Below are 26,350 nucleotides of genomic sequence, written 5' to 3'. Positions count from 1 at the left end.
CCTACAACATGACAACTACAACAAAATTAGATCCAATTGAAACCGCATCGCGTGACGAATTAGTCGCTCTGCAGACCGAGCGCCTGAAATGGACGTTAAAACACGCCTATGAAAACGTGCCGATGTACCGCCGCAAATTTGATGCGGCGGGGGTTCACCCGGCTGATTTCCGTGAGCTGAGCGACCTGAGCAAATTCCCGTGCACCACCAAGCAGGACCTGCGCGATAACTATCCGTTTGATACCTTCGCGGTACCGATGGAGCAGGTAGTGCGTATCCATGCGTCATCCGGTACCACGGGTAAACCGACGGTGGTGGGCTATACGCAAAATGATATCGATACCTGGGCTAACATCGTCGCCCGTTCGCTACGTGCCGCAGGCGGTACCGCGAAAGATAAAATCCACGTCGCTTATGGCTATGGCCTTTTCACAGGCGGCCTGGGCGCGCACTACGGTGCCGAGCGTTTAGGGGCGACGGTGATCCCGATGTCCGGCGGCCAGACCGAGAAACAGGCGCAGCTGATCCGTGATTTTAAGCCCGACATGATCATGGTTACGCCATCCTACTGCCTGAACCTGATTGAAGAGCTGGAGCGCCAGATGGGCGGTGACGCGCGCGGCTGTTCGCTGCGTACCGGTGTCTTTGGCGCAGAGCCGTGGACAACGGGGATGCGCGCGGAGATCGAACGTCGCCTCGGTATTACGGGGCTCGATATTTATGGCCTGTCGGAAGTGATGGGGCCGGGCGTGGCGATGGAGTGCATCGAAACGGGTGATGGTCCGACAATCTGGGAGGATCATTTCTTCCCGGAAGTGGTTAATCCGGATGACGGTACGCCACTGGCTGACGGTGAGCAAGGCGAACTGCTGTTCACCACGCTGACGAAAGAAGCGCTGCCGGTCATTCGTTATCGTACCCGCGACCTGACGCGCCTGCTGCCGGGAACCGCGCGCACGATGCGTCGTATGGATCGCATTAGCGGGCGCAGCGACGACATGCTGATTATTCGCGGCGTCAACGTATTCCCGTCTCAGGTGGAAGAAGAGATCCTCAAGATTGATCATCTGGCCCCGCATTATCAGCTTGAAGTGGATCGCCGTGGCCATCTTGATTCACTTTCGGTACGCGTGGAGCTTAAAGAGAGTAGCCTGGTGCTAAGCCACGAGCAGCGCTGCCAGATTTGCCACCATCTGCGTCATCGCATTAAGTCGATGGTCGGCATTTCAACGGATGTCAGCATCGTCAATTGCGGCAGCATTCCACGCTCCGAAGGCAAGGCCTGCCGCGTGTTTGACCTGCGTAAAGCTGCCGCCAACGGCTAAGTCTCGTAGGCCTGATAAGCGTAGCGCCATCAGGCACAATGGCGCAACGCTGCCGGATGGCGGCGTTGCCTTATCCGGCCTACAAACTCCTGGCGTATCGCTGATCTATTCCTGTGCTATGATTCAAAAAGCACAAAAAAGACAACAGTATGAATCATATGGAAAAGCTCGATAGTTTTATTCAGCAGGCGGTAACCGCAATGCCGGTCAGCGGCACCTCGCTTATCGCCTCGCTTTACGGGGACTGTTTATCGCAACGCGGTGGAGAAGTCTGGTTGGGTAGTGTTGCCGCGCTGCTGGAAGGGCTTGGCTTCGGTGAGCGTTTTGTACGTACCGCACTGTTTCGCCTTAATAAAGAAGAATGGCTGGACGTGGTACGTATCGGCCGACGCAGTTTCTACCGCCTGAGCGATAAAGGGCTACGCTTGACGCGTCGCGCCGAGAGCAAAATCTACCGTGCCAGCGCCCCTGAGTGGGACGGTACCTGGCTGCTGCTGCTCTCCGAAGGGCTGGAAAAAAACACCCTCGCCGAAGTTAAAAAGCAGCTGTTATGGCAAGGTTTTGGCGTACTGGCGCCGAGTCTGCTGGCGTCACCATCGCAAAAGCTGGCGGACGTCCAGTCGCTGCTCCATGAAGCTGGGGTGGCGGAAAACGTCATCGTTTTTGAGGCGCATTCGCCGTTGGCACTCTCCCGTGCCGCGCTGCGTGAGCGGGTAGAAGGGTGCTGGCACTTAACCGAACAAAATGCCATGTACGAGGCGTTTATCACTCTGTTCCGTCCGTTGTTACCGTTGCTGCGTGACGTCGGGCCGGACGAACTTACGCCAGAGCGCTGCTTCCAGATCCGCCTGTTGCTCATTCACCTTTATCGTCGGGTTGTGCTCAAAGATCCGCTGCTGCCGGAAGAATTGTTGCCTGCTCACTGGCTAGGGCAGACGGCGCGTCAGCTGTGTATTAATATTTATCAACGTGTTGCGCCCGGCGCCCAGGTTTTCGTCAGCGAAAAAGGCGAGAGCTCGGTGGGGGAACTACCCGCGCCAGGGCCGCTCTATTATCAACGCTTCGGCGGATTAGCCGAGGCGTAACAGGAGAAGCCATGCCGATTTACCAGATTGACGGGATGATCCCGGTAGTTCCTGCGGAAAGCTATGTTCACCCAACCGCAGTGCTGATTGGCGATGTCATTCTCGGCAAAGGTGTTTATGTTGGCCCCAATGCCAGCCTGCGCGGAGATTTTGGGCGTATCGTGGTTAAAGATGGGGCGAATATCCAGGATAACTGCGTGATGCACGGATTTCCCGGCCAGGATACGGTGGTGGAAGAGGACGGACATATCGGCCACGGAGCGATTCTGCACGGCTGTGTGATAGGGCGTAACGCGCTGGTCGGCATGAGCGCGGTGATTATCGATGGCGCGACAATCGGTGAGAACAGTATCGTTGGTGCTTCGGCGTTTGTGAAAGCGCGCGCCGAGATGCCTGCCAACCATCTGATTGTCGGCAGCCCGGCGAAAGCGATTCGCATGTTAACTGAGCAGGAGCTGGTGTGGAAAAAACAGGGCACTCGCGAATATCAGGTGCTGGTGGAGCGCTGTCAGCAGACGCTTGCAGAAGTGAAGCCGCTGACTGCGGTAGAACCCGACAGAAAGCGGCTGGAGTTTGATGAGAATTTGCAACCTAAGTCAGCGGGTTAGCGATTCTACGCAATACCTGGTGTCAGAACTGATAGCTGGCGGTGATGCTGACGTTGCGCGGCTCACCATAAACGATAGAACCGTCGATATTCGTGTCGTAGGTTTTATCGAACAGGTTATTGAGGTTACCCTGCACTGAGAAGTTTTTTGTTACCTGGTAACGGGTGAACAAATCTACCAGGGCGTAGCTTCCCTGTTCCGCGCGGAATGTGCCATAAGGCGTGACCGTATCGCTGTAAACACGATTCTGCCAATTGACTCCGCCGCCTACGGTCAGTTCCGGCATGGCTGGCAGGCGATAACGGGTGAACAGTTTTACCGTGGTCCGTGGCAGGTTAGGGTTTACAGCATTGCCTTCGTTGTCTTCAGCAACATAGCGTGTCGCGCCAAACGTCATCTGCCAGTTATCGGTGATCGCACCGTTAATTTCGAATTCGACCCCTTTGCTGACTGTACCATCCATCGCTTTAAAGGCCGTATCGCCATTGCTACCGGCGATTGGCACGCCGGTTGATTGCGCTACGTTATCCTGTTCAATGCGGAACACCGCGAGCGTGGTGGTTAAACGGCTGTTCATCCAGTCGGACTTCAGGCCAAGCTCATAGTTGTTGCCGGTAATCGGAGAGAGATATTTACCGGAACTGTCGCGCTTGTTCTGCGGCTGGAAGATTGAGGTATAGCTGGCGTAGGTAGACCAGTTGTCGTCAATGTCATACACCAGGCCCGCGTACGGGGTGGTGTGGTTTTGCTCCATGCTGTAGGTCAGGGTGTCGATACGCCAATTGGTATAACGCGCGCCGACAATCAAATGCAGTGGGTCGGCCAGCGAAATACGCGTTGCGGCGTACAGCGATTTCATGTGCGTGGTATCGTCCTGAGCCAATGACTGCGGTTTCCAGTTAGTTTCCGGGAAGTTACCATCGTAGGTATAGAAGCTGCCGATTTCGTTGGGGAAAACGTTCGCCCACGAGCTTTCATAACGGTTATTCTGTTTATTGTAGCTGCCGCCCAGCATCAGATTATGCTGACGACCAAACAGATCGTAACCGCCGTCGGCAAATAGATCGACAGCATCCACTTTACGTTTGCCGCTGTTCCAGCCGGTTCCCCCGACGTAGTCATATCCCGGACCATAGTTGCCATATGGGCCAATCAGCGTGCCGTCGGCCTTATTAACATAGGCATCGACGTACATCATTTTACTGTCGAACTTGACCTCGGAGTGGGTGGCGTTCATGGTCGCCTGCCAGGTATCGGCAAAACGTTGTTTGATGGTGACAAACACTTTGTTGAAGTCTTTATCGTTGTAAGCCCAGTCCGGCGCAGTGCTGCGCGAACGGTCATAGCTGTTTTTACTGCCATCGGTATTCCAGCGCGGTAATCCACCCCAGGTTGGGCTGTTGATATCAATGCGCTGGTATTCATAACCCGCAGACAGGCTGGTGGTGTCACCCAAATCGGCATCGACAATCCCGGAGAAGAACATTTTTTCGCTATTGTAGCGATCAAGCCAGGAGTCGTTATTCTGGTAACCCGCCACGATGCGACCGCGCACATTGCCGTCTGCCGTAAGCGGGCTTTGCAGATCGGTCACATAGCGTTGTTTGTTCCAACTGCCATATTCTGCAGAAACATTACCGGTGAACTCGCGGCTGGTGGCATGCTTACGGATCATGTTAATGGAGGCTGAAGGGTTACCCGTCCCGGTCATCAGTCCGTTTGCACCACGGACCACTTCGACACGCTCAAAAAGGGCGGTGTCGGAAAGGGCGTCACCAAGATTCCAGCGGGATTCAAAATAGGTCGGGATCCCATCGACCATATAGTTATCAATCTGAAATCCGCGCGAGTAATAGCTGCTGCGATCGGAATCCGCCTGGCTTTTGCTTATCCCCAACGTGTTGTCCATCACATCGCCCAGCGTTTGCAACTGCTGATCTTCCATGCGCTGCTGGCTGACAATGCTGACCGATTGCGGAATATCGCGCTGTGTCATCTGCATTTTTGTGCCCGCGGTCGTCGATTTAACGCTGTAATCCTGTTCGTCGCTGGATGCGGCTGGAGCAGAACCCTCCACGATCACTGTCTCTTCAGCAGGGGCTGCGAGGCTGGTGGAAGGTAAAAGCGCTAGCGTGATGCAGACTGCCAGCGCAGAAGGGGCAAGCCCCGGTTGGCGTTGAATATTCCCGTTGAGTGTTGTGAAAGACATCGAAAAGTCCTTGATAATTATTAATATTAAGTTCGAATCACCGGTAGTTGTGATGAGCCCTTTGGTTGTAAATTATTAAATGCGCATGTAAATACAAATGCGAAATATACGCATTAGCACTTAATGTGTAAACGGATGCTACGACATAAATGAAATATTGTTTCAGTACTATGCTTGAGCAATAGCGCTGGGAAATGGTTATAAGAGCAGCATTGACTGGGGTTTTCGCTTAAAAAATCGAGGGTTAAAGTTGAAAGAGCGTGAGTAACTCGCTCATACTCTATACTCGCAGAGTTACCCGGCGTAGCATGGCAAAACGCTTGGGCTGTTAATGAAAAAGGAAAACGTCGTGGCAGAAGAAACTATATTCAGCAAAATTATCCGTCGTGAAATTCCGTCGGATATCGTATACCAGGATGAACTGGTCACTGCGTTTCGTGATATTTCCCCTCAGGCACCTACGCATATTCTGATCATTCCTAACATCCTGATCCCAACCGTCAACGATGTGACGGCTGAACATGAACAGGCATTGGGCCGCATGATTACCGTTGCAGCGAAAATTGCTGAGCAGGAAGGCATTGCTGCAGATGGGTACCGCTTAATCATGAACACCAACCGCCACGGGGGTCAGGAGGTGTATCACATTCATATGCATCTGCTGGGTGGCCGTGCGCTTGGCCCAATGCTCGCGCATAAAGGTCTGTAGGCATGATCAGAGGATGCATTGCACTTTCACTGGGCTTGCTGCTACTGGCGGGTTGTCGAACACACCCAGAAATTCCGGTAAGTGATGAACAGTCGCTGGTGATGGAGTCAACGATTCTGGCGGCAGGTATAACAGCAGAACAGCCCACGTTAACCACGTCTGATATTCAGGCCTCGGCATCCTCGCGACTCTATAACGAAAGACAAGAACCCGTCACCGTTCATTATCGGTTTTACTGGTATGACGCCAGAGGACTGGAAATGCATCCTCTGGAAGCGCCACGCAGTGTGACTATTCCGGCTCATTCGTCGGTGACGCTGTACGGCAGCGCCAATTTTCTGGGGGCGCACAAGGTTAGACTTTATCTTTATTTGTAAGGGGTGAATCTTGATGATCAAAATGAATCGCTACGCACTGGTTGCCGCGCTGGCGATGTTTCTCTCTGGCTGTGTGGTGCAACGAGAGCCCGCACCGGTAGAGGAAGTCAAGCCGGTGCCGGAACAGCCTGTGCAGCCGCAACAGCCGGTGCCGGTAGTGCCAACGGTGCCAACCATACCGCAGCAGCCGGGTCCGATTGAGCACGAGGACCAAACGGCGCAGCCGACGCCACGTCAACGTCATTATGACTGGAACGGGGCTATGCAGCCGATGGTCGGAAAAATGCTGCAGGCTGACGGCGTAAAAGCGGGCGGCGTTCTGCTGGTTGATAGCGTGAATAACCGCACCAACGGCTCGCTGAACGCGGGTGAAGCCACCGAAACCTTACGTAATGCTCTGGCGAATAACGGTAAGTTTACTCTGGTTTCCGCTCAGCAACTGGCAGTCGCCAAGCAGCAGTTAGGTCTGTCGCCGAACGATAGCCTGGGAACGCGCAGTAAAGCGATTGGTATCGCCCGTAACGTTGGCGCGCAGTATGTGCTTTATTCCAGCGCATCCGGCAACGTCAATTCGCCTGCGCTGCAAATGCAATTAATGCTGGTACAAACTGGCGAGATAATCTGGTCAGGTAAAGGTGCCGTTCAGCAACAATAACAGACTCACGCGCGGCGAAGTGTTGTCGCGCTATTTCCCGCAGTATCATCCCGTCGCAGCCAGCCAAACTGGCCTGAGCGGCGGGAGCTGCATCATTGAGCATCATTCTCACCGGCTGGTACTGCGTTGTCATCACGACCCTGATGCGCCGGAATCGCATTTCTTACGCCAATATCATGCGTTAAAACACCTGCCAGAAAACCTTGCGCCACGTCCTTATTTTTATACGCGTGGGTGGATGGCCGTCGAGTTTTTTCACGGTAAGGCAGAATCCAGATTACCGGACGCCGACGAACTCGCAGGCTTACTGTATCATCTGCACCAGCAACCCCGATTGGGCTGGCGAATCAGCCTGCTGCCGCTACTTGAACAGTACTGGCAGTGTGGCGATCCGGCGCGTCGTACACCATGCTGGCTGCGCGCGCTGAAGCGGCTGAGGAAACGAGGTGAGCCTCGACCTTTGCGTCTGGGGCCGCTGCATATGGATGTTCACGGTGACAACATCGTACGCACAGCCTCAGGGCTGCGGCTGATTGACTGGGAATACGCCGGAGACGGTGATATTGCCCTGGAGCTGGCGGCGGTATGGGTCAGCGATGAATCCCAGCACCAACAGCTGGTTAGCACCTACGCTCAACGAGCGCACATTGAGCCAGACGTTTTGTGGCGACAAGTCAGACAATGGCAACCCTGGATAATGATGCTGAAGGCGGGGTGGTTTGAGTATCGCTGGCGGCAAACCGGCGATAGACAATTTATCAGGCTGGCCGATGAAACCTGGCGGCAGCTAACAATGAAAGGATAAGGAGAGCAGTGTGGGCCCAGTAATGTTGGATGTCGAAGGGTATGAGCTGGACGCAGAAGAGCGTGAGATTCTGGCGCATCCGCTGGTAGGTGGGTTGATCCTCTTTACCCGAAATTATCATGACCCGGAACAGCTGCGTGAATTAGTGCGACAAATCCGGACTGCGTCGCGTAACCATCTGGTGGTGGCGGTAGATCAGGAAGGCGGACGCGTACAGCGCTTTCGAGAAGGCTTTACTCGCCTGCCTGCGGCTCAATCGTTTGCCGCGCTGCACGGTCTGGAAGAGGGCGGCAAACTGGCTCACGACGCCGGATGGTTGATGGCCAGCGAAATGATCGCGATGGACATTGATATCAGCTTTGCACCGGTACTGGATGTGGGCCATATCAGCGCCGCAATCGGCGAGCGTTCTTACCACGCCGATCCGCTAAAAGCATTGGCGATGGCGACCCGCTTCATTGACGGTATGCATGCCGCAGGTATGAAAACGACCGGTAAACATTTCCCTGGTCATGGGGCCGTGACGGCGGATTCACACAAAGAAACCCCAACCGATCCTCGCTCAGAAGCCGAGATTCGTGCGAAAGATATGTCCGTGTTCCAGACGTTGATTACTGAGAACAAACTGGATGCCATTATGCCTGCGCACGTTATCTACAGTGATGTAGATCCGCGTCCGGCGAGTGGCTCATCTCACTGGCTGAAAACGGTGCTGCGCCAGGAGCTTGGCTTCGATGGTGTCATTTTCTCCGACGATTTGTCGATGGAAGGGGCGGCGATTATGGGAAGCTATGCCCAGCGTGGACAGGCATCGCTGGATGCAGGTTGCGATATGATCCTGGTCTGCAATAATCGTAAGGGAGCGGTCAGTGTGTTAGATAATCTGTCGCCGATCAATGCAGAACGTGTTACACGTTTGTATCATAAAGGTTCATTTTCACGTCAGGAACTGATGGATTCGGCACGCTGGAAGACGGTAAGCGCTCAGCTAAACCAACTTCATGAGCGCTGGCAGGAAGAGAAAGCAGGTCATTAACGCAAGTTTGGCGAGGATGCGATGATTATCTATTTACACGGTTTTGACTCTAACAGCCCGGGCAACCATGAGAAGGTGTTGCAGCTGCAATTCATCGACCCGGATGTCAGGCTGATTAGCTACAGTACGCGGCATCCCAAACATGATATGCAGCATCTGCTGAAAGAAGTGGACAAAATGCTGCAGCTGAATGTGGATGACCGTCCGCTGATTTGTGGTGTGGGGCTCGGGGGATATTGGGCTGAACGGATTGGTTTTCTGTGTGATATTCGTCAGGTCGTGTTTAATCCTAACCTGTTCCCGTATGAGAACATGGAAGGCAAAATTGACAGACCTGAGGAGTATGCAGACATCGCAACAAAATGCGTGACTAATTTCCGCGAAAAGAATCGCGATCGCTGTCTGGTTATCCTGTCGCGTCATGATGAAGCGCTCAATAGCCAGCGTTCGTCGGAAGAGCTGCATCACTTTTACGAGATAGTCTGGGACGAAGAGCAGACGCATAAGTTTAAGAATATCTCTCCGCATTTGCAGCGCATCAAAGCGTTCAAGACGTTAGGTTAATCCTTATTGAGTGCGTAAAAAACCAGCCATCGGGCTGGTTTTTTTGTTCTTAAAGTTCCGGTTGTCTATCTTTTCAGCATCAAAACTTGATACACATCAATTTTGGTATGACCAATGCACCGTTCGTGTTATTCTCACTCTCGAAGAACATTTTCATTACTGTAACTTGTTGTTAATTAAGAGCTATATTAATAACTTTTAATTAACAATTGGTTAATAAATTTGAGGGGGTCACGTTGACTACACCATTGAAAAGGATCGTGATTGTCGGCGGCGGTGCTGGCGGACTGGAGATGGCGACGCAGTTGGGTAAAAAACTCGGGCGTAAGAAAAAGGCCAAAATCACACTGGTAGACAGAAACCACAGTCATTTGTGGAAACCGTTACTGCATGAAGTGGCGACGGGTTCACTGGATGAAGGCGTGGATGCGCTGAGCTATCTGGCACATGCCCGTAACCATGGTTTCCAGTTTCAGTTAGGTTCGGTGATCGATATCGATCGTGAAGCGAAGACCATTACTCTCGCTGAGCTGCGCGATGAGAAGGGGGATCTGCTGGTTCCTGAGCGTAAAGTGCCGTATGACACGCTGGTGATGGCGTTGGGCAGTACCTCCAACGATTTCAACACTCCTGGCGTGAAAGAAAACTGCATTTTCCTCGATAACCCGCATCAGGCGCGTCGTTTCCACCAGGAGATGCTGAATCTGTTCCTGAAGTATTCCGCGAATCTGGGCGCTAACGGAAAAGTGAATATCGCCATTGTGGGCGGTGGTGCGACGGGGGTTGAGCTCTCCGCTGAGCTGCACAATGCGGTAAAACAGCTGCACAGCTATGGTTACAAAGGACTGACCAACGACGCGCTGAACGTTACGCTGGTGGAAGCTGGCGAGCGCATTCTGCCTGCGTTGCCGCCGCGTATTTCCGGTGCTGCGCATAATGAGTTAACCAAACTGGGCGTACGCGTACTGACCCAGACGATGGTTACCAGCGCTGACGAAGGCGGACTGCACACCAAAGATGGCGAATACATTAAAGCCGACCTGATGGTGTGGGCGGCGGGTATCAAAGCGCCAGACTTTATGAAAGACATTGGCGGTCTCGAAACGAACCGTATTAACCAACTGGTGGTTGAGCCAACTTTGCAGAGCACGCGCGATCCTGACGTGTACGCGATTGGCGACTGCGCTTCCTGCGCGCGCCCGGAAGGGGGTTTTGTGCCTCCGCGCGCTCAGGCAGCACACCAGATGGCGACCTGTGCGATGAACAATATTCTGGCACAGATGAACGGCAAGCCACTGAAAGCGTATCAGTACAAAGATCACGGCTCTCTGGTCTCGCTCTCTAACTTTTCTACCGTGGGTAGCCTGATGGGCAACCTGACCCGTGGTTCGATGATGGTGGAAGGGCGTATTGCGCGCTTTGTATACATCTCACTGTACCGCATGCACCAGATTGCTTTACACGGCTACTTCAAAACCGGCCTGATGATGCTGGTCGGCAGTATCAACCGGGTGATTCGCCCGCGTCTGAAACTGCATTAATATCGACTTGTGGCGCCGGATGATTTTACGCATCCGGCGCCTTCCTTCAGAGTTCTCCGAATCATCCTGCGTTCGTGCCTCATCCTGCTATTTTCATCCGTAATCTGATTGGCATTCCTTACCTTCTGTTGCAAAGTTGTTGCTAATAGCAAAAAAGGAGGAAGTCCCGTGAATAAATCAATGTTGGCGGGTATAGGGATTGGCGTAGCTGCTGCGCTGGGTGTTGCAGCAGTGGCCAGTCTGAACGTTTTCGAGCGTGGCCCACAGTATGCGCAAGTTGTCTCTGCAACACCGATTAAAGAGTCGGTAAAAACACCGCGTCAGGAGTGCCGGAACGTAACTGTCACGCACCGTAAGCCGGTACAAGATGAAAACCGTATTGCGGGTTCCGTATTGGGTGCGGTTGCGGGTGGCGTTATTGGCCATCAGTTTGGCGGCGGACGTGGTAAAGATATTGCCACCGTGGCCGGGGCTTTAGGCGGCGGCTATGCAGGTAATCAGATTCAGGGTTCGATGCAGGAAAACGATACTTACACCACCACGCAGCAGCGTTGTAAAACGGTGTATGACAAATCTGAAAAGATGCTGGGCTACGACGTGACGTACAAAATTGGCGATCAGCAGGGGAAAATCCGTATGGATAAGGACCCCGGCGCGCAAATTCCGTTGGATAACAACGGACAGTTGGTACTGAATAACAAAGCGTAAAATAGCATTATCCTGAACATTAGCCCCCCATTCGCTCAGGCTGGGGGGCCTTTTTTATCAGAAGGTTAAGGCATAGTTCAGACCAAAGGTGCGGCCCCGGCCCTTGTACTCATACAGTGACGGACTGCCGTAGGTTGGGCTGTACAGCAGTGGCGCACGTTGTCCCCACAGCGTGGTGTACTCTTCATTCAGCAGGTTTTCCACGCTAAAGGTCAGCTTACCCAACGGGAGCTGATAGCTGCCGATAAAGTCCATGGTGTTATAGCCATCCAGCTTATTGCCGCTGGCGTCGGTCAGATCAAATGTTTGCTGGCTCTGTACGCGTAAGGTCCACGGTTCTGGTGCCCAGCCGACCCACGCGGTTGCTTTCGACGGTGAGGCCAGAGTCACATCCCATTTTTGCCATTTACCGTTCTGTTTCACTTCCGATTTAATGACATTGAAGTTGCCGCCCAGGCTCCAGTCCGTATCCGCAATGAAATAATCCACCGCGCCTTCAAGGCCATAAATGCGGCGATCGTCGGGTTGAACGTTAATGGTCATATCGCTGCGGTTGATAACGATCGATTTATCCGAAGTCGAGTAGTAAGCGGCCAGTTGCGTGCGCAGACTATCGCCGGTGTAGCGCCATCCCAGTTCGTACGAGTTAACTTTAATCCCTTCCAGACGTGAATCCGCCACGTTGACGCTGCGCAGGAGCTGGTAATGATCGCCAACCAGCGAATAGGTGCCGTTACCGTAATATTTCCCTGGATCCGGAAGCTCCACGCCCTGAGAGAAATTAAACCACGTTTGCTGACGGTCAGTCAGATGGGCGAGGATACCGGCGTTGAACAGGAAATTATCGTAATCGGTTTTGCCGCCCGGAATGGTATCGGCAGAGTTCGCAAGCCCGGTCGCGATTCCCTGCTGTTGAGCATAGCCAACGAAATCATCAACCCTGTTTTCGGTCCATTGATAGCGCACGCCGCCGCTGAGGGTAAAGATGTCGTTAATGTCATAGCTGTTTTGCAGGAAAGGCGCAAAGTTGGTGATGCTGTAACCGGGGTAACGCCCGGTGGTATAAGCGGTGCGGTTATCCATGCCGCCGGAGGGCAGGGACCAGGCCAGATCGAAGAATTTCTGATTGGAATCGAAGGTCTCGTGATCGGCATCGATACCCCACGTCAGCTCCCAGTTATCCATCAACTGGCTGTTGAGGGTAATTTTGGCGCCAAACTGGTCTGTGTCCTGCTGAGATGCGGAGAAACTGGTGACCTTACCTTTGCTGAGCGTCGGGAAAGGATAGAATTTCAGCGATTCGTCGCGGTAATAGATTTGGCTGACCAGGTTCTGGCCGAAAAAATCCGCATCTGAATATTGCAGGCTGATCAGATGACGTTCGGTTCCGGGAATACGATCGGAATTCAGTCCGCTGCTGGTATAAGCTTTACCGTTTCCGGTTACGGCGGACATGTTCTCGCCGAGATCCAGCCCGTAATCATCATCCCCCTGGCTCTTGTAATACTGTGTAACCAGTTGCAACTGACGGTTGTCGTCAAGTTCAATCGTCCCGGTGCCCATCACGTCCAGACGATCGGAGTGCTGTAGCCCGGTTTGGGTGTTATCCAGCAGCAGGGCATCGTGATTACCGTCATACCAGCCGCCAAATCGTTGATACGCGACGGACATACGCCCGGAAGCGCGATCTGTTCCTCCACTCACCGCCGCGGCAACGCGTTCATCATGATCATTACTGTTGTTGAAGCCGCTTTTGCTCCCCAGTTCGAGTTCTACTTCACGCTCCGGCTGGCCTTTTTTGGTGACGATGTTGATTAATCCGCCGGTACTGCCACCGCCATAAAGTGAGGTTGCGCCTGAAATGACTTCAATGTGCGCAATGTTAAACGGGTCAATGGAGTCAAGCTGACGGCTGTCGGTTCGCGAGGAGTTCAGACGGACACCGTCAATGAGCACGACAATGGCGCGACCACGCATGTTCATGCCGTAGTTTGTACGCCCCTGGCTACTGACATCGATTCCTGGGATTAACTGAGCAAGAACATCCTTGAACTCTTTCCCCCCCTGAACCTGTTGTTCAATCTCGCTTCCTTCAATAACCCAGGTCGTTTGCGCCATTTCTGCCACGGTGCGTTGGCTACGGTTGGCGCTGACGATAAGGTTCTCTTCCTCAGCCGCAATGGCCGGGAGGGTTAAAGACAACAGGAGAGGATTGAGCACCCAGAGACGCTTATTCATTTGTATTCCTTTTAAAAAGAGTCGATCTGTTTTTGTTATGGCGGTAGAGAAACCGATGGTTACATTGTGAAACAGGCATTAAAACAAATGCGAATATTGCTGATAACAATTGTCGTTATCAATACCCTTTACAAAAAATGATCGGATAACACGATGAAAACAATGAGAAATGTAGGGACAATGGAACGGGAATCTAACCGGGGCTTAATCAGCTCCCGGGGGGGTTAGTACAGCGGGGGAATTGCGGGAAAGGGTTAAGCTTTGACGAGTTCGGGCCACAGCCGCAGGGTGGTACGTGCGATCTGCATCAGTTTTTCAAACGTTGCACCTTCACGGGCGCTGATCGACATACCTTGTAAAATACAGTTCAGGTATTCAGCCAGTTTTTGCACGTCACAGTAGGCGGGGATTTCACCTCGTTGCTGACGTTGATGAAGAAACTGAGTAAGCGTCTGTTCCTGCATTGCATGGCGGGATTTCACCGTGTGCGCAATATCACGGGAAGAGGCTGCCAGCGTCGCAGAAGTGTTAATCATGAAACATCCCGCCGGGGTGTCCTTGCTGGTAAAGCAGGTCGCTATGGCGGTGAAATAGTCTTCCAGTGCGGACTCAAGGCTTTTTTCTTCACAAAACAGTTGGGCTTCGTGTTTCGCCGCAAAGCGGGTGATGTAGCGGTCCAGTACGGCACGGAACAACCCTTCTTTATTGGTGAACTCCGCATACAGCGTGGGCGCTTTTGCGCCGGTAGCTTCTACGAGATCGGCGAGCGAGGTCGCTTCATATCCGTGCTGCCAGAAGAGTGTCATGGCCTTATCAAGCGCGGCTTCCCTGTCGAACACTTTTGGTCGGCCACGGCTTTTTTTTGCACAACCTGTCGTTTCAGTTGTCATGGCGCCGATGTACCTTTGTTGGGTTTATTGAACAACCATTATAAAAATATTCGACTGCACACTCCAGCGGATTCACGATAAAAATAAATTATAGCTATTGGCATGAAAAATAAGACCTTTATATTTTATATAACGATCATTATAAAAAAGTATTGACGTGTGACCTGGATCACATCTATGATTTACCTATCGATCGTTAAGTTAATCTTTTCGACACCCATTCATCTGCTAAAGGTCACTATCATGAAAAACGTAAAAACACTGTTTGTTGCTGCTGTTCTTAGCTCACTGTCATTTGCAAGCTTTGCCGCTGTTGAAGTTCAGTCCACACCTGCGGGTCAAGAGAAAGTTGGTACTATTTCTGCGAATGCGGGGACTAACTTAGGTTCACTGGAAGATCAACTGGCGCAGAAAGCCGATGAGATGGGTGCGAAGTCTTTCCGTATTACTTCCGTTACCGGTCCTAACACCCTTCATGGGACTGCTGTTATCTACAAATAAGATTTAACCCATCGCAATGCCACTGCGAGTTAAATAAAAAACCCCCGCGGAATAAAATCCAGCGGGGGTTTTTTAATACGCTACGTTTACAGCGGTTGTTGAGCAACGTCGTGATGACGGGTCACATCGACCGGCATGCCTGAGCGAATCTCCATCGCATGATCCATGACGGCGGTATCTGTTTGCGCCGAATTTTTAAATGTCTGCATGGACGCGTTCAGCACGATTGGCAACAGTTGCGGGTCGTCATTGATTTTTTCGGACAGCGGCTGATGTACTTCTACTAGCCGCACGCCGTTAGGCTCAACGGATGCTTTGATCGGCGTATTGATAATATTGACCTTAGTTCCGGGCGTTACCTGACGGAACAGGGTTTCGATATCACCGTCGCGCAGACGAATACAGCCGGAACTGACGCGCATGCCGATGCCAAAGTCAGCATTGGTGCCGTGCAGCAGATAAACGCCGCCGTATGCCGCTAAGCGAATTGCATGATGGCCCATCGGGTTATCCGGACCGGCAGGTACAACGGCAGGCAGGTCAATTCCGTTTGCTTTGTATCGCGCGCGGATATTTGCCGTCGGCGTCCAGGTGGGGTTGGCGCGTTTATCAGAAATGGTGGTTACCATCGTAGGCGTCAGCGTGTCACCACCTAACTGGCCAATACCAATAGGATAAACGGTCACCGAATTGGTCCCCGGCTGGTAATAATAAAGACGCAGTTCGGCGAGGTTGATAACAATACCTTCGCGCGGGGCGTCAGGTAGCAGAGTTTGTAACGGTATAGTCAGCACGCTGCCCGGACGTGGTACGTAAGGGTCAACGCCGGGGTTGGCCTGCAGCAGCGCTAAAAAGCCGACATTATATTTTTTCGCAATCGCCTCCAGAGAACCGCCATTGTCTTCAACAACGTGAACGGTATTCTGGCCCACCAGACGGCTTCCCGGCGGTGGCAGCGGCCAGGTGTTTGCCTGAGCCGGAAGTGCTAACGCGAAGGTCGCTGCCAGCGTAAAAAACGCGAGCCAGCGAGAGAGTCGTTTATTGTTTAACATCACCATAAATCCATTGTTTTTACGTGGTTTTTATTATGTAAAAGTAAACGAGAATTATGGCGGTTTGCTGTGTCTGGAAGTGCAGGGAAGTGCAAAGAGTTTGTAAATTCATCAGGCCGGGTGAGTGGTGTGCTCACCCGGCCTGTTCACTATGCTACGGCGTTTTCTTCAAGCTGACGCATAAACTGGCGGACCCAGTCGATCCGCGTTTTACGCTCGCCCAGATCCTGCATAAATTTCAGTCGGGTTGGGCCGTCCAGACGGAAGTGTTGCGGTTGTTTTTGCAGTAAACCAATCAGCCAGACCGGGTTGACGTGGTTTTTCTCGGCAAATTCAATGGTACCGCCTTTGTCATGACCTTCGAGCTTTCTGATCCCCAGTTTCTGCGCCTGCTGGCGTAAACGAGCGATATCCAGCAACGTACGAGCCGGGTCGGGCAGCAGGCCAAAACGATCTATCAGCTCGACCTTAATCTCTTCCAGTTCGTTTTCGCCTTTCGCGCTGGCAATGCGCTTGTAGAACGATAGTCGGGTGTTAACATCCGGTATATAGTCATCCGGCAGCAGAGACGGCATACGCAATTCAACTTCGGTTTGCTGGCTGGTGAGATCTTCCAGTGATGGTTCGCGTCCCTCTTTGAGCGCATCGACAGCATTTTCCAGCAGCTCCATATACAACGAGAAGCCGATGCTTTCCATGGAACCACTTTGATCTTCACCCAGCAGTTCCCCGGCGCCGCGAATTTCAAGGTCGTGGGTCGCCAGCGCAAATCCTGCACCCAAATCTTCCAGCGAAGCGATGGCTTCCAGACGCTTTTGCGCGTCGGTGGTCATTGCTTTTGGATGCGGCGTCAGCAGCCAGGCGTACGCCTGATGGTGTGAGCGTCCCACACGACCGCGTAGCTGGTGCAATTGCGCTAAACCAAAGTGATCGGCGCGTTCGATGATAATGGTGTTGGCGGTCGGAATGTCGATCCCGGTTTCGATAATGGTGGTACACACCAGCACGTTAAAACGCTGATGGTGGAAATCGTTCATTACGCGTTCCAGCTCGCGCTCGCGCATTTGCCCGTGGCCGATGCCAATACGCGCTTCCGGCACCAGTTCCGCTAATCTGTTAGCGGTTTTCTGGATATTTTCGACGTCGTTAAACAGATAATAAACTTGTCCCCCGCGCAGAACTTCACGCAGGATCGCCTCGCGTACCACCAGGCTGTCGTATTCGCGCACGAAGGTTTTGACCGCCAGACGACGAGCGGGCGGCGTGGCGATGATCGACAGATCGCGCATGCCGCTCATCGCCATATTGAGCGTACGCGGAATAGGCGTTGCCGTCAGGGTCAGAATATCGACATCCGCGCGCATCGCCTTAATGCGTTCTTTGTGGCGAACGCCGAAACGGTGCTCTTCATCGACAATTAGCAGACCCAGATCTTTTAGCTTCACATCCGCTTGCAGCAGTTTGTGCGTACCGATGAGAATATCAATTTTCCCCTCGGCAACCTGCTCCAGAATATGCGCTTGCTCTTTGGCGCTACGGAAACGGGACAACATCTCAATGCGTACCGGCCAGTTGGCAAAACGATCGCGGAAGTTGTCGAAGTGCTGCTGTGCGAGCAGGGTAGTCGGAACCAGCACGGCAACCTGTTTGTGGTTCTCTACGGCAAGGAAGGCGGCGCGCATCGCGACTTCGGTTTTACCAAAACCGACGTCGCCGCACACCAGGCGGTCCATGGCCAGCGGTTGACACATATCGCTGAGTACAGCGTTGATCGCCTGCGCCTGGTCAGGCGTGGTTTCAAACGGGAAGCTGTCGCAAAACAACTGATACTGTTCACGGTCATGCTTAAAGGCAAAGCCTTCTTTCGCCGCGCGCTGGGCATAAATATCCAGCAGCTCTGCCGCGACATCGCGCACCTTCTCAGCGGCTTTCTGTCGGGCGCGTGACCAGGCATCGCCGCCCAGTTTATGCAGCGGTGCATTCTCTTCTGCACCGCCCGCATAGCGGCTGATCAGATGCAGTGACGACACCGGCACGTACAGTTTGGCGTCGTTGGCATAGGTGAGCATCAGATATTCACCGGTGATACCGCCCGCTTCCAGCGTGGTCATCCCGGCATAGCGACCCACGCCGTGTTCCAGATGCACTACCGGCTGACCGGGATGCAGCTCTGCAAGGTTACGAATTAATGTATCCGGGTTGATGGTGCGACGCGAATCCTGGCGGCGACGCGCCACGCGTTCCCCAAGCAGATCGCTTTCACAAATCAGTGCCAGATTGCGTTTGCTATCGATGAAGCCGTGCTCAGCTGCGCCAATCATCAGATAACGACCGTTATCTACGGCTTCATCGAGTCGCAATATCCGCTTCGGTGCCACTTTGATACGAGCGAGCAACTCGCCAAGCGCTTCACGTCGGCCTTCACTTTCGACCGAGAAAATCACCGGGCCGGTAAAGCCCTCAAGGAATTTACGTAACGCATCTAACGGTGATTTTTGCTGTGCCTGCACGGCGATGTCCGGCAGCTTCTGGAACCCGAGGTTGGTATTCGCAGCTTTGTTCGCCAGACTCTCGGTTTTCAGTTGAACGCGCGGCCAGCGTTTAAGTTCAGAAAACAGCTCATCAACCCGCAGCCACAGCGATTCCGGCGGCAGAAGCGGGCGCATCGGATCAACACCGCGATTTTCAAAGCGTGACAGGGTATCGGCCTGGAAGCGTTCTGCGCTGGTCTCGATATCACCGGTATTGACCAATAACGTATTGGCGGGGAAGTAGCTGAACAGCGGCGGCAGCGGCTCGCTGAAAAACAGCGGTTGCCAGTATTCAATACCCGCAGGTAACGTGCCTTTGCTGACCTGCTGATAAATATGTTCGGCGTCGCGTTTAACCTCAAAGGTATCGCGCCACTGACTACGGAATAGCTCGATGGCCGTTTTGTCAGTCGGGAATTCGTGCGCGGGAAGCAAATTAATGGCATCGACTTCTTCCAGCGTGCGCTGGGTGTCGGTATCAAACAGACGCAGGCTGTCGATTTCGTCATCAAAGAAATCCAGACGATAAGGCAACTCGCTGCCCATCGGGAACAGATCCAACAACGCGCCGCGCGTGGCGTATTCGCCGTGTTCCATGACCTGATCAACATGGCGATAGCCAGCGCTATCCAGCTGTTCGCGCAGGGCGTCGCGCGAAAGCCGCTGACCTTTTTTCATGACCAGCGCATGCCCGTGCAGATAGCTGTGCGGACAGACACGCTGCATCAGAGTATTTACCGGAACGATCAGCACACCTCGCTGCATGGCAGGCAGTTGATACAGCGTAGAGAGACGCGAAGAGATAATCTCCTGATGGGGAGAAAAACTGTCATAGGGCAGCGTTTCCCAGTCGGCCAGGTTCATCACCATCTGGTCGGTAAACTGACGAATTTCATCATGCAGGCGCAAAGCATTTTGCATGTCCGGCGCGATCAGCACCACTGGACCGGCGTGATGTTCGGCGATTTCGGCGACCAGCGTTGCGCAGGCGGCACCGGTAAGCTCACCCAACTGGCGCTGATCACCAGCTTTCGCTGGGAGCGTGTAACGATGTTGTTCAGGCATTCGGTTGTCAGGTTCTCGTTTAGATATACATCTGATAAGCAATGTTCTTTATTATCCGTGATCGTTTCTCATAAGCAAATTGATTCGCCCCCTGATGGGGGCAAAAAGCGCGTTGGGGTTAGCGCGAAACGACCGATAAAGAAGGCGGGGAAAATAGCAGGTCGGCCACTGTTTTTTGTGAAATTTTACGCACCAACAGGCCAAACGAGGTGCACAGCAGCAGGCAGGCGAATGGATACACCAGCAGCAGGGCCAGCTCTGCATATGCAGGCCAGGCGGCATGATTAATGTTGGGGATTAGCGTTAAGCTGAATAGCTCAACCAGAATTCGGTGGGTGGTGTAGATGGCGATGGTATTGGCACCAATCACGCTTAACGGGCCGGACTCACGCATACCAAAGCGCAGCTCAAATTGATAAAACAGCTTCATGATCAGCACAATGGAAAGAAGAGAAAGTAATAGTGAGACATTTGCCAGCCACGCGACGATGGCGGCGATTGCGCTAACCAGAACAATGAGCGCATGGCGGCGCAGGGGCACCTCCTTAATCCATACCATCAGCGTTGCGCCAAACCATGCACCGAGGCTGTACCAGGGCAGATTGCGAATCACGCTGTTCATTCCCCACCACGGCGTCGGGACAAAGTTGATCGCCACGCTCAGCGCCACAAATAACGCCAACAGCGGCACCGCCCAGCGGCTGAAAATTTTACACAGAACAAAATAGACAATCAGCGCGTACAGATACCACAAGCTGGTACTGGCGGTCAGCATCCCGTGGGTAAAACCTGCGATCGAACCAGCATAAGCGGCGTTGGCAGCATGGCTCAGATCGCGCTGTGGGGCCAGCCAGTTATTGAGCGTCACTAACGCCAGCCATTGCACCACACCCCAGAGTATCAGCACCCAGGCAATACTCCAGATCCGTTTATCCACGCAGGTGGTCCACGGGACGCTATCAATGTAGCGACGGATCAGATATCCCGAAATAAAGAAAAATACCGGCATGCGAAACGGCGCCAGGTACAAATTGAGGTAAATCCAGCATTTGCTCAGCAGCTCTGAAAGCGGATGCTGAAAAGTAGTGAGGTGCGGGTAAAATGTGATTACCGAGTGGTAAATCACCACCAGACAAATACATAACCCTTTGATTTGATTAATCCATAGTTCTTTTTTATTCATCGAGACGGCGTATCCATATTGTTGATTATAGCCTGCCATCCTGCGCAACCCGCTGTGCGCTGTAATGCGTAACTGTCTGCATTTTGATTTTTTAAGATAAAGATCAGGGACCAGGATGGAAGGGAAGACGGACAACTTTAGCGAATTGATTTATTTATACTTTTAGGAATAGTGCTGACGAACACTTACGGTTCAGTCATTTACCCATTCCGCTTTCGCTTATATACTCGTGACTTTGCTAACAGCAACCAGACGGATTTCATGTACCAACCTGTCGCTCTATTCATCGGCCTGCGTTATATGCGTGGGCGTGCAGCAGATCGCTTCGGTCGCTTCGTTTCCTGGCTCTCCACCATTGGCATTACCCTCGGGGTGATGGCGCTGGTCACGGTGTTGTCGGTGATGAACGGTTTTGAGCGCGAGCTGCAAAACAATATTCTTGGCCTGATGCCTCAGGCCGTTCTCTCGTCTGAACAGGGTTCCCTCAACCCGCAACAACTGCCGGAAAAAGCGGTGGTGTTGAACGGCGTCAACCGAGTTGCACCCATAACTACGGGAGATGTGGTGCTGCAAAGCGCGCGTAGCGTGGCGGTCGGCGTGATGCTCGGTATCGATCCGGCGCAAAAAGATCCGTTAACGCCGTATCTGGTCAATGTGAAACAAACAGATCTGCAACCGGGTAAGTATAATGTCATCCTCGGCGAGCAGCTTGCCGGGCAGTTGGGCGTGAACCGTGGCGATCAAATTCGCGTGATGGTGCCTTCGGCCAGCCAGTTTACGCCGATGGGGCGTTTGCCGAGCCAGCGTCTGTTTACGGTGATTGGCACCTTCGCCGCCAACAGCGAAGTAGACGGCTACCAGATGCTAACCAACATTCAGGATGCTTCCCGCTTGATGCGCTATCCGGTGGGCAATATTACCGGCTGGCGTCTGTGGCTGAACGAACCGTTAAAAGTTGATACGCTGAGCCAGCAAACGCTGCCGCAGGGCACCAAATGGCAGGACTGGCGCGAGCGCAAAGGGGAACTGTTCCAGGCCGTGCGCATGGAGAAGAACATGATGGGGCTACTGCTTAGCCTGATCGTGGCTGTGGCGGCTTTTAATATTATTACCTCGCTGGGTCTGATGGTAATGGAGAAGCAAGGGGAAGTGGCGATTCTACAAACGCAGGGGCTAACGCCGCGTCAGATAATGATGGTGTTTATGGTTCAGGGGGCCAGTGCCGGGATTATCGGCGCGCTGCTTGGCGCGGTGCTGGGCGCATTGCTCGCCAGTCAACTGAACAATTTAATGCCAATTATTGGTGTGCTGCTGGATGGCGCGGCGCTGCCGGTCGCTATCGAGCCGCTGCAGGTTATCGTCATTGCGCTGGTGGCGATGGCCATCGCGCTGCTGTCTACGCTTTATCCTTCCTGGCGCGCTGCCGCCACTCAACCCGCTGAGGCTTTACGTTATGAATAAGATCCTGTTGCAATGCGACAACCTGTGCAAACGCTATCAGGAAGGCACTGTGCAGACCGATGTCCTGCACGATGTCAGTTTTAGCGTCGGCGAAGGTGAGATGATGGCGATTGTCGGCAGCTCTGGCTCCGGAAAGAGTACGCTGCTGCATCTGCTGGGCGGATTGGATACGCCGACTTCCGGCGACGTGATTTTTAGCGGTCAGCCGATGAGCAAGCTCTCGTCGGCGGCGAAAGCGGAACTGCGCAATCAGAAGCTGGGCTTTATTTACCAGTTCCACCATTTACTGCCGGACTTTACCGCGCTGGAAAACGTAGCGATGCCGCTGCTGATCGGCAAGAAAAAACCGGCTGAAATAACCGAGCGCGCACGGGATATGCTGAAAGCCGTAGGACTGGATCATCGTGCCAGTCATCGCCCGTCTGAACTGTCTGGCGGCGAACGCCAGCGTGTGGCCATCGCTCGTGCGCTGGTGAATAACCCGCGTCTGGTCCTGGCGGATGAGCCAACGGGTAACCTGGATGCGCGTAACGCGGATAGCATTTTCGAGCTTCTGGGCGAGCTGAACCGCTCTCAGGGCACGGCATTTCTGGTGGTGACGCACGATCTGCAACTGGCGAAGCGGATGAGCCGCCAGCTTGAAATGCGCGATGGTCGCCTGACGGCTGAACTGAGCCTGATGGGAGCTGAGTAATGGCTTCGCCTTTATCGTTATTGATTGGTCTGCGCTTTAGCCGTGGTCGGCGGCGCGGCGGTATGGTTTCGCTGATATCTGTGATTTCCACCGTTGGCATCGCGTTGGGTGTGGCGGTGTTGATCGTTGGTTTAAGTGCCATGAACGGATTTGAGCGTGAGCTGAACAACCGTATTCTGGCCGTAGTCCCACACGGAGAGATTGAAGCCGTAAATCAGCCGTGGAATAACTGGCAGGAAGCGCTCGACAAAGTACAAAAAGTGCCGGGTATTGTCGCCGCGGCGCCTTATATCAACTTTACCGGACTGGTAGAGAGCGGGGCGAACTTACGCGCGGTGCAGGTGAAGGGCGTTGACCCAAAACAGGAACAGCGTTTAAGCGCACTGCCATCCTTCGTGCAAAACCACGCCTGGGATAATTTTAAAGCCGGTGAACAACAAATCATCATTGGTAAGGGTATTGCCGATGCGCTGAAAGTGAAGCAGGGCGACTGGGTGTCGATTATGATCCCTAACGCCAGCGCGGATCATAAGTTACAGCAGCCCAAACGCGTGCGTTTACACGTTACTGGGATCCTGCAACTGAGCGGTCAGCTCGATCACAGCTTTGCCATGATCCCAATGGAAGATGCGCAGCAATATCTGGATATGGGAACCAGCGTTTCCGGGATTGCGCTGAAAGTTAACGACGTGTTTAACGCCAATAAGCTGGTGCGGGACGCGGGCGAAGTGACCAATAACTATGTTTATATTAAGAGCTGGATCGGTACTTACGGCTATATGTATCGCGATATCCAGATGATTCGCGCCATTATGTATCTGGCGATGGTGCTGGTGATTGGTGTGGCCTGCTTTAATATCGTTTCCACGTTAGTGATGGCGGTAAAAGACAAAAGCGGCGATATTGCGGTATTAAGAACCCTCGGGGCGAAAGATGGGTTGATCCGTGCCATTTTTGTCTGGTACGGCCTGCTGGCGGGTCTGTTTGGTAGCCTGATAGGCGTCGTCATCGGGGTGGTTGTCTCGTTGCAACTGACGCCGATCATCAACGGAATCGAGGCGCTTATCGGTCATCAGTTCCTGTCCGGCGATATCTATTTCATTGACTTCCTGCCATCGGAATTACACTGGCTGGATGTGATTTACGTGCTGGTGACAGCACTCGTGCTGAGTCTTTTGGCAAGTTGGTATCCGGCGCGTCGCGCCAGCAATATTGATCCTGCGAGAGTACTTAGCGGCCAATAACAACAATAATACACGACAGCATTCATGCTGCATCAAGGCGTAGCCAACGCAGAGGCATCTTGAAGGATGACGTGTATCAAGGAGCGGTGATGTATTACGGATTTGACATCGGCGGGACCAAAATTGCGCTGGGCGTGTTTGATAAGCAACGTCGTCTGCAATGGGAAACTCGCGTCCCTACACCTCGCGACAGCTACGACGCTTTCCTTGATGCGGTCTGCAATCTGGTGACGGAAGCTGACCAGCGTTTTGGTATCAAAGGTTCGGTCGGTATCGGGATTCCTGGCATGCCGGAAACGGAAGACGGCACGTTGTACGCGGCCAACGTTCCTGCCGCCAGTGGCAAACCGCTCCGCGCCGATCTTAGCGCTCGCCTTGACCGCGATGTGCGTCTGGATAACGATGCGAACTGTTTTGCTCTCTCCGAAGCCTGGGATGACGAGTTTACCCAATATCCGCTGGTGATGGGGTTGATCCTCGGTACGGGCGTTGGCGGCGGCCTGGTGCTTAACGGGAAATCCATCACCGGACGCAGCTATATCACCGGCGAGTTTGGTCATATTCGTTTGCCGGTTGATGCGCTGACGCTGATGGGCTTTGATTTCCCGCTGCGCCGCTGCGGATGCGGCCAACTGGGATGCATCGAAAGCTATCTTTCCGGCGGTGGATTTGCGTGGTTGTATCAGCATTACTACCATCAACCGCTGGATGCCCGTGAAATTATCGCGTTGTGGGAGCAGGGCGATGAACATGCGCGTGCACACGTTGAACGCTATCTGGATTTGCTGGCGGTGTGTCTTGGGAATATCCTGACTATCGTCGATCCTGATTTGGTGGTGATTGGCGGAGGCTTGTCGAATTTTACCGCTATTACGACGCAACTGACGGACCGACTGCCACGTCATCTGTTGCCGGTTGCCCGGGTACCGCGTATTGAGCAGGCACGGCACGGTGATGCCGGCGGGATGCGCGGGGCTGCTTTCCTACATCTTACCGATTAATACAAAGAGGTTGTTATGCTGTCGCGTCGGGGTCATCGGTTAAGCCGCTTTCGTAAAAATAAACGCCATTTGCGCGATCGCCTGCGTCAACGAATCTTTTTCAGAGACAGAGTGGTGCCTGAATTGATGGAAAAACCAAGAGTGCTGGTACTGACGGGAGCGGGAATCTCCGCTGAGTCAGGAATTCGAACCTTCCGCGCGGCGGATGGTCTCTGGGAAGAACATCGGGTTGAGGACGTTGCGACTCCGGAAGGATTTAGTCGAAACCCGGAACTGGTTCAGTCGTTTTATAACGCCCGTCGCCATCAATTGCAACAGCCAGAAATCCAGCCCAACGCGGCGCATATCGCACTGGCAAAACTCGAAGCCGAACTGGGCGACCGTTTTTTACTGGTGACGCAGAACATTGATAACCTGCATGAGCGTGCGGGCAGCCAGAACGTTATCCATATGCACGGCGAACTGCTCAAGGTTCGCTGCTCGCAAAGCGGGCAGATTCTGGAATGGAAGGACGATGTGACCCCGGAAGATAAATGTCACTGCTGTCAATTTCCGGCACCGCTGCGACCACACGTGGTGTGGTTTGGTGAAATGCCGCTGGGCATGGATGAAATTTACATGGCGCTGGCAATGGCGGATGTATTCATTGCGATTGGCACATCGGGACATGTTTATCCGGCTGCGGGTTTTGTGCATGAGGCGCGGCTGCATGGGGCACATACGGTAGAACTAAATCTCGAACCGAGCCAGGTTGGCAGCGAGTTTGAAGAGAAGTATTACGGTCCGGCAAGCCAGGTGGTGCCAGAGTTTGTTGAGAAGTTATTGAAAGGTCTGTGAGAACGGATGGCGTAGGCCCGATAAGCGTAGC

At 53.3% G+C, this 26,350-nt stretch carries 23 protein-coding genes; 17 read left to right on the top strand and 6 right to left on the bottom strand.

Going from position 1 to position 26,350, the window contains the following annotated elements:
* The first annotated feature begins 8 nt into the window (after window positions 1-8).
* The 3 genes from paaK to paaY all read left to right on the top strand — a co-directional run bounded on the left by paaK (window position 9) and on the right by paaY (window position 3,018).
* Entirely contained in the window at window positions 9-1,325 is a 1,317-nt protein-coding gene (gene paaK / locus GFB57_RS18365) for a phenylacetate--CoA ligase PaaK (RefSeq protein WP_290366871.1), read from the top strand.
* 158 nt (window positions 1,326-1,483) lie between these two features.
* Window positions 1,484-2,410 (top strand): phenylacetic acid degradation operon negative regulatory protein PaaX, encoded by a 927-nt coding sequence (gene paaX / locus GFB57_RS18360; RefSeq protein WP_161799265.1) that lies wholly within the window; start codon window positions 1,484-1,486, stop codon window positions 2,408-2,410.
* A gap of 11 nt (window positions 2,411-2,421) precedes the next feature.
* Complete coding sequence (gene paaY, locus GFB57_RS18355; protein WP_003030829.1) at window positions 2,422-3,018, top strand: phenylacetic acid degradation protein PaaY; 597 nt, start codon at window positions 2,422-2,424, stop codon at window positions 3,016-3,018.
* A gap of 22 nt (window positions 3,019-3,040) precedes the next feature.
* On the opposite strand, the gene fhuE is transcribed toward paaY, so the two are convergent.
* Window positions 3,041-5,227 (bottom strand): ferric-rhodotorulic acid/ferric-coprogen receptor FhuE, encoded by a 2,187-nt coding sequence (fhuE, locus tag GFB57_RS18350; protein WP_003030828.1) that lies wholly within the window; start codon window positions 5,225-5,227, stop codon window positions 3,041-3,043.
* A 349-nt stretch (window positions 5,228-5,576) separates the two neighbouring features.
* Between fhuE and hinT the strand changes: the two genes are divergently transcribed.
* The 8 genes from hinT (at window position 5,577) to GFB57_RS18310 (ending at window position 11,622) form a co-directional block, all read left to right on the top strand.
* Window positions 5,577-5,936 (top strand): purine nucleoside phosphoramidase, encoded by a 360-nt coding sequence (hinT, locus tag GFB57_RS18345; protein WP_003030826.1) that lies wholly within the window; start codon window positions 5,577-5,579, stop codon window positions 5,934-5,936.
* Between the two features lie 2 nt (window positions 5,937-5,938).
* Window positions 5,939-6,313 (top strand): YcfL family protein, encoded by a 375-nt coding sequence (locus GFB57_RS18340; RefSeq protein ID WP_003030823.1) that lies wholly within the window; start codon window positions 5,939-5,941, stop codon window positions 6,311-6,313.
* A 13-nt stretch (window positions 6,314-6,326) separates the two neighbouring features.
* A complete protein-coding gene (gene lpoB, locus GFB57_RS18335) occupies window positions 6,327-6,968 on the top strand; it encodes a penicillin-binding protein activator LpoB (RefSeq protein WP_003030820.1) in 642 nt (213 codons plus the stop codon).
* Window positions 6,949-7,773 (top strand): thiamine kinase, encoded by an 825-nt coding sequence (gene thiK, locus GFB57_RS18330; protein ID WP_003030819.1) that lies wholly within the window; start codon window positions 6,949-6,951, stop codon window positions 7,771-7,773. Before lpoB ends, thiK begins: the two co-directional genes overlap by 20 nt.
* A 10-nt stretch (window positions 7,774-7,783) precedes the next feature.
* Window positions 7,784-8,809 (top strand): beta-N-acetylhexosaminidase, encoded by a 1,026-nt coding sequence (gene nagZ, locus GFB57_RS18325; protein WP_003030818.1) that lies wholly within the window; start codon window positions 7,784-7,786, stop codon window positions 8,807-8,809.
* A gap of 21 nt (window positions 8,810-8,830) precedes the next feature.
* The gene (gene ycfP / locus GFB57_RS18320; RefSeq protein WP_003030817.1) at window positions 8,831-9,373 is read left to right on the top strand and encodes an alpha/beta hydrolase YcfP; all 543 of its coding nucleotides are present in this window, start codon (window positions 8,831-8,833) and stop codon (window positions 9,371-9,373) included.
* A 236-nt stretch (window positions 9,374-9,609) separates the two neighbouring features.
* Window positions 9,610-10,914: an NADH-quinone dehydrogenase gene (ndh, locus tag GFB57_RS18315; RefSeq protein ID WP_003030815.1), complete on the top strand. Its 1,305-nt coding sequence runs from the start codon at window positions 9,610-9,612 to the stop codon at window positions 10,912-10,914.
* A gap of 168 nt (window positions 10,915-11,082) precedes the next feature.
* Window positions 11,083-11,622: a glycine zipper 2TM domain-containing protein gene (locus GFB57_RS18310; protein WP_003030814.1), complete on the top strand. Its 540-nt coding sequence runs from the start codon at window positions 11,083-11,085 to the stop codon at window positions 11,620-11,622.
* Window positions 11,623-11,679: 57 nt separating this feature from the next.
* On the opposite strand, the gene GFB57_RS18305 is transcribed toward GFB57_RS18310, so the two are convergent.
* Together GFB57_RS18305 and comR are read right to left on the bottom strand one after the other, a co-directional pair.
* Window positions 11,680-13,860, bottom strand: coding sequence for a TonB-dependent siderophore receptor (locus GFB57_RS18305; protein WP_003030813.1), 2,181 nt, complete (start codon window positions 13,858-13,860; stop codon window positions 11,680-11,682).
* 254 nt (window positions 13,861-14,114) lie between these two features.
* The gene (gene comR / locus GFB57_RS18300; RefSeq protein WP_003030812.1) at window positions 14,115-14,750 is read right to left on the bottom strand and encodes a TetR family copper-responsive transcriptional repressor ComR; all 636 of its coding nucleotides are present in this window, start codon (window positions 14,748-14,750) and stop codon (window positions 14,115-14,117) included.
* Window positions 14,751-14,993: 243 nt separating this feature from the next.
* Between comR and bhsA the strand changes: the two genes are divergently transcribed.
* The gene (gene bhsA / locus GFB57_RS18295; protein ID WP_003030810.1) at window positions 14,994-15,251 is read left to right on the top strand and encodes a multiple stress resistance protein BhsA; all 258 of its coding nucleotides are present in this window, start codon (window positions 14,994-14,996) and stop codon (window positions 15,249-15,251) included.
* 86 nt (window positions 15,252-15,337) lie between these two features.
* Here the strand turns inward: bhsA and GFB57_RS18290 are convergent, their stop codons facing one another.
* From GFB57_RS18290 to GFB57_RS18280, 3 genes are all read right to left on the bottom strand, one after another.
* Window positions 15,338-16,303, bottom strand: coding sequence for a L,D-transpeptidase family protein (locus tag GFB57_RS18290; protein ID WP_003030809.1), 966 nt, complete (start codon window positions 16,301-16,303; stop codon window positions 15,338-15,340).
* A 149-nt stretch (window positions 16,304-16,452) separates the two neighbouring features.
* Window positions 16,453-19,899, bottom strand: a complete 3,447-nt coding sequence (gene mfd, locus GFB57_RS18285) for a transcription-repair coupling factor (protein WP_003030808.1) — start codon at window positions 19,897-19,899, stop codon at window positions 16,453-16,455.
* 118 nt (window positions 19,900-20,017) lie between these two features.
* On the bottom strand, window positions 20,018-21,082 hold the full coding sequence (locus tag GFB57_RS18280; RefSeq protein ID WP_003030807.1) for an acyltransferase family protein: 1,065 nt from the start codon (window positions 21,080-21,082) through the stop codon (window positions 20,018-20,020).
* Between the two features lie 261 nt (window positions 21,083-21,343).
* Here GFB57_RS18280 and lolC point away from each other — a divergent pair, with 261 nt between their 5' ends.
* The 5 genes from lolC to cobB all read left to right on the top strand — a co-directional run bounded on the left by lolC (window position 21,344) and on the right by cobB (window position 26,319).
* Window positions 21,344-22,543 carry a lipoprotein-releasing ABC transporter permease subunit LolC gene (gene lolC / locus GFB57_RS18275; protein ID WP_003030806.1) on the top strand — a complete coding sequence of 400 codons (1,200 nt, stop codon included), beginning with the start codon at window positions 21,344-21,346 and terminating at the stop codon, window positions 22,541-22,543.
* A complete protein-coding gene (gene lolD, locus GFB57_RS18270; protein ID WP_003030805.1) occupies window positions 22,536-23,237 on the top strand; it encodes a lipoprotein-releasing ABC transporter ATP-binding protein LolD in 702 nt (233 codons plus the stop codon). The genes lolC and lolD overlap by 8 nt, the downstream gene beginning before the upstream one ends.
* Window positions 23,237-24,481 (top strand): lipoprotein-releasing ABC transporter permease subunit LolE, encoded by a 1,245-nt coding sequence (gene lolE, locus GFB57_RS18265; RefSeq protein WP_003030804.1) that lies wholly within the window; start codon window positions 23,237-23,239, stop codon window positions 24,479-24,481. Before lolD ends, lolE begins: the two co-directional genes overlap by 1 nt.
* Before the next feature lie 89 nt (window positions 24,482-24,570).
* Window positions 24,571-25,482 (top strand): N-acetylglucosamine kinase, encoded by a 912-nt coding sequence (gene nagK / locus GFB57_RS18260; RefSeq protein ID WP_003030802.1) that lies wholly within the window; start codon window positions 24,571-24,573, stop codon window positions 25,480-25,482.
* 15 nt (window positions 25,483-25,497) lie between these two features.
* The gene (gene cobB, locus GFB57_RS18255) at window positions 25,498-26,319 is read left to right on the top strand and encodes a Sir2 family NAD+-dependent deacetylase (protein WP_003030799.1); all 822 of its coding nucleotides are present in this window, start codon (window positions 25,498-25,500) and stop codon (window positions 26,317-26,319) included.
* Window positions 26,320-26,350 lie beyond the last annotated feature (31 nt).

The sequence above is a fragment of the Citrobacter sp. S39 genome, from assembly GCF_009495675.1.
Lineage (GTDB): Bacteria > Pseudomonadota > Gammaproteobacteria > Enterobacterales > Enterobacteriaceae > Citrobacter > Citrobacter freundii.
The sequence above is the reverse complement of the archived record's forward strand: the minus strand, read 5'-3'. Positions and strand labels throughout refer to the sequence as shown.

Bases quoted from the DNA above. Each gene is read 5' to 3' on its own strand.
- GFB57_RS18280 (WP_003030807.1), bottom strand. From the start codon at position 21,082: ATGAATAAAAAAGAACTATGGATTAATCAAATCAAAGGGTTATGTATT.
- nagK (WP_003030802.1), top strand. From the start codon at position 24,571: ATGTATTACGGATTTGACATCGGCGGGACCAAAATTGCGCTGGGCGTG.
- lolC (WP_003030806.1), top strand. From the start codon at position 21,344: ATGTACCAACCTGTCGCTCTATTCATCGGCCTGCGTTATATGCGTGGG.
- paaX (WP_161799265.1), top strand. From the start codon at position 1,484: ATGGAAAAGCTCGATAGTTTTATTCAGCAGGCGGTAACCGCAATGCCG.
- mfd (WP_003030808.1), bottom strand. From the start codon at position 19,899: ATGCCTGAACAACATCGTTACACGCTCCCAGCGAAAGCTGGTGATCAG.
- ycfP (WP_003030817.1), top strand. From the start codon at position 8,831: ATGATTATCTATTTACACGGTTTTGACTCTAACAGCCCGGGCAACCAT.
- lolD (WP_003030805.1), top strand. From the start codon at position 22,536: ATGAATAAGATCCTGTTGCAATGCGACAACCTGTGCAAACGCTATCAG.
- GFB57_RS18305 (WP_003030813.1), bottom strand. From the start codon at position 13,860: ATGAATAAGCGTCTCTGGGTGCTCAATCCTCTCCTGTTGTCTTTAACC.
- bhsA (WP_003030810.1), top strand. From the start codon at position 14,994: ATGAAAAACGTAAAAACACTGTTTGTTGCTGCTGTTCTTAGCTCACTG.
- fhuE (WP_003030828.1), bottom strand. From the start codon at position 5,227: ATGTCTTTCACAACACTCAACGGGAATATTCAACGCCAACCGGGGCTT.
- comR (WP_003030812.1), bottom strand. From the start codon at position 14,750: ATGACAACTGAAACGACAGGTTGTGCAAAAAAAAGCCGTGGCCGACCA.
- lolE (WP_003030804.1), top strand. From the start codon at position 23,237: ATGGCTTCGCCTTTATCGTTATTGATTGGTCTGCGCTTTAGCCGTGGT.
- lpoB (WP_003030820.1), top strand. From the start codon at position 6,327: ATGATCAAAATGAATCGCTACGCACTGGTTGCCGCGCTGGCGATGTTT.
- GFB57_RS18290 (WP_003030809.1), bottom strand. From the start codon at position 16,303: ATGTTAAACAATAAACGACTCTCTCGCTGGCTCGCGTTTTTTACGCTG.
- GFB57_RS18340 (WP_003030823.1), top strand. From the start codon at position 5,939: ATGATCAGAGGATGCATTGCACTTTCACTGGGCTTGCTGCTACTGGCG.
- cobB (WP_003030799.1), top strand. From the start codon at position 25,498: ATGCTGTCGCGTCGGGGTCATCGGTTAAGCCGCTTTCGTAAAAATAAA.
- paaY (WP_003030829.1), top strand. From the start codon at position 2,422: ATGCCGATTTACCAGATTGACGGGATGATCCCGGTAGTTCCTGCGGAA.
- paaK (WP_290366871.1), top strand. From the start codon at position 9: ATGACAACTACAACAAAATTAGATCCAATTGAAACCGCATCGCGTGAC.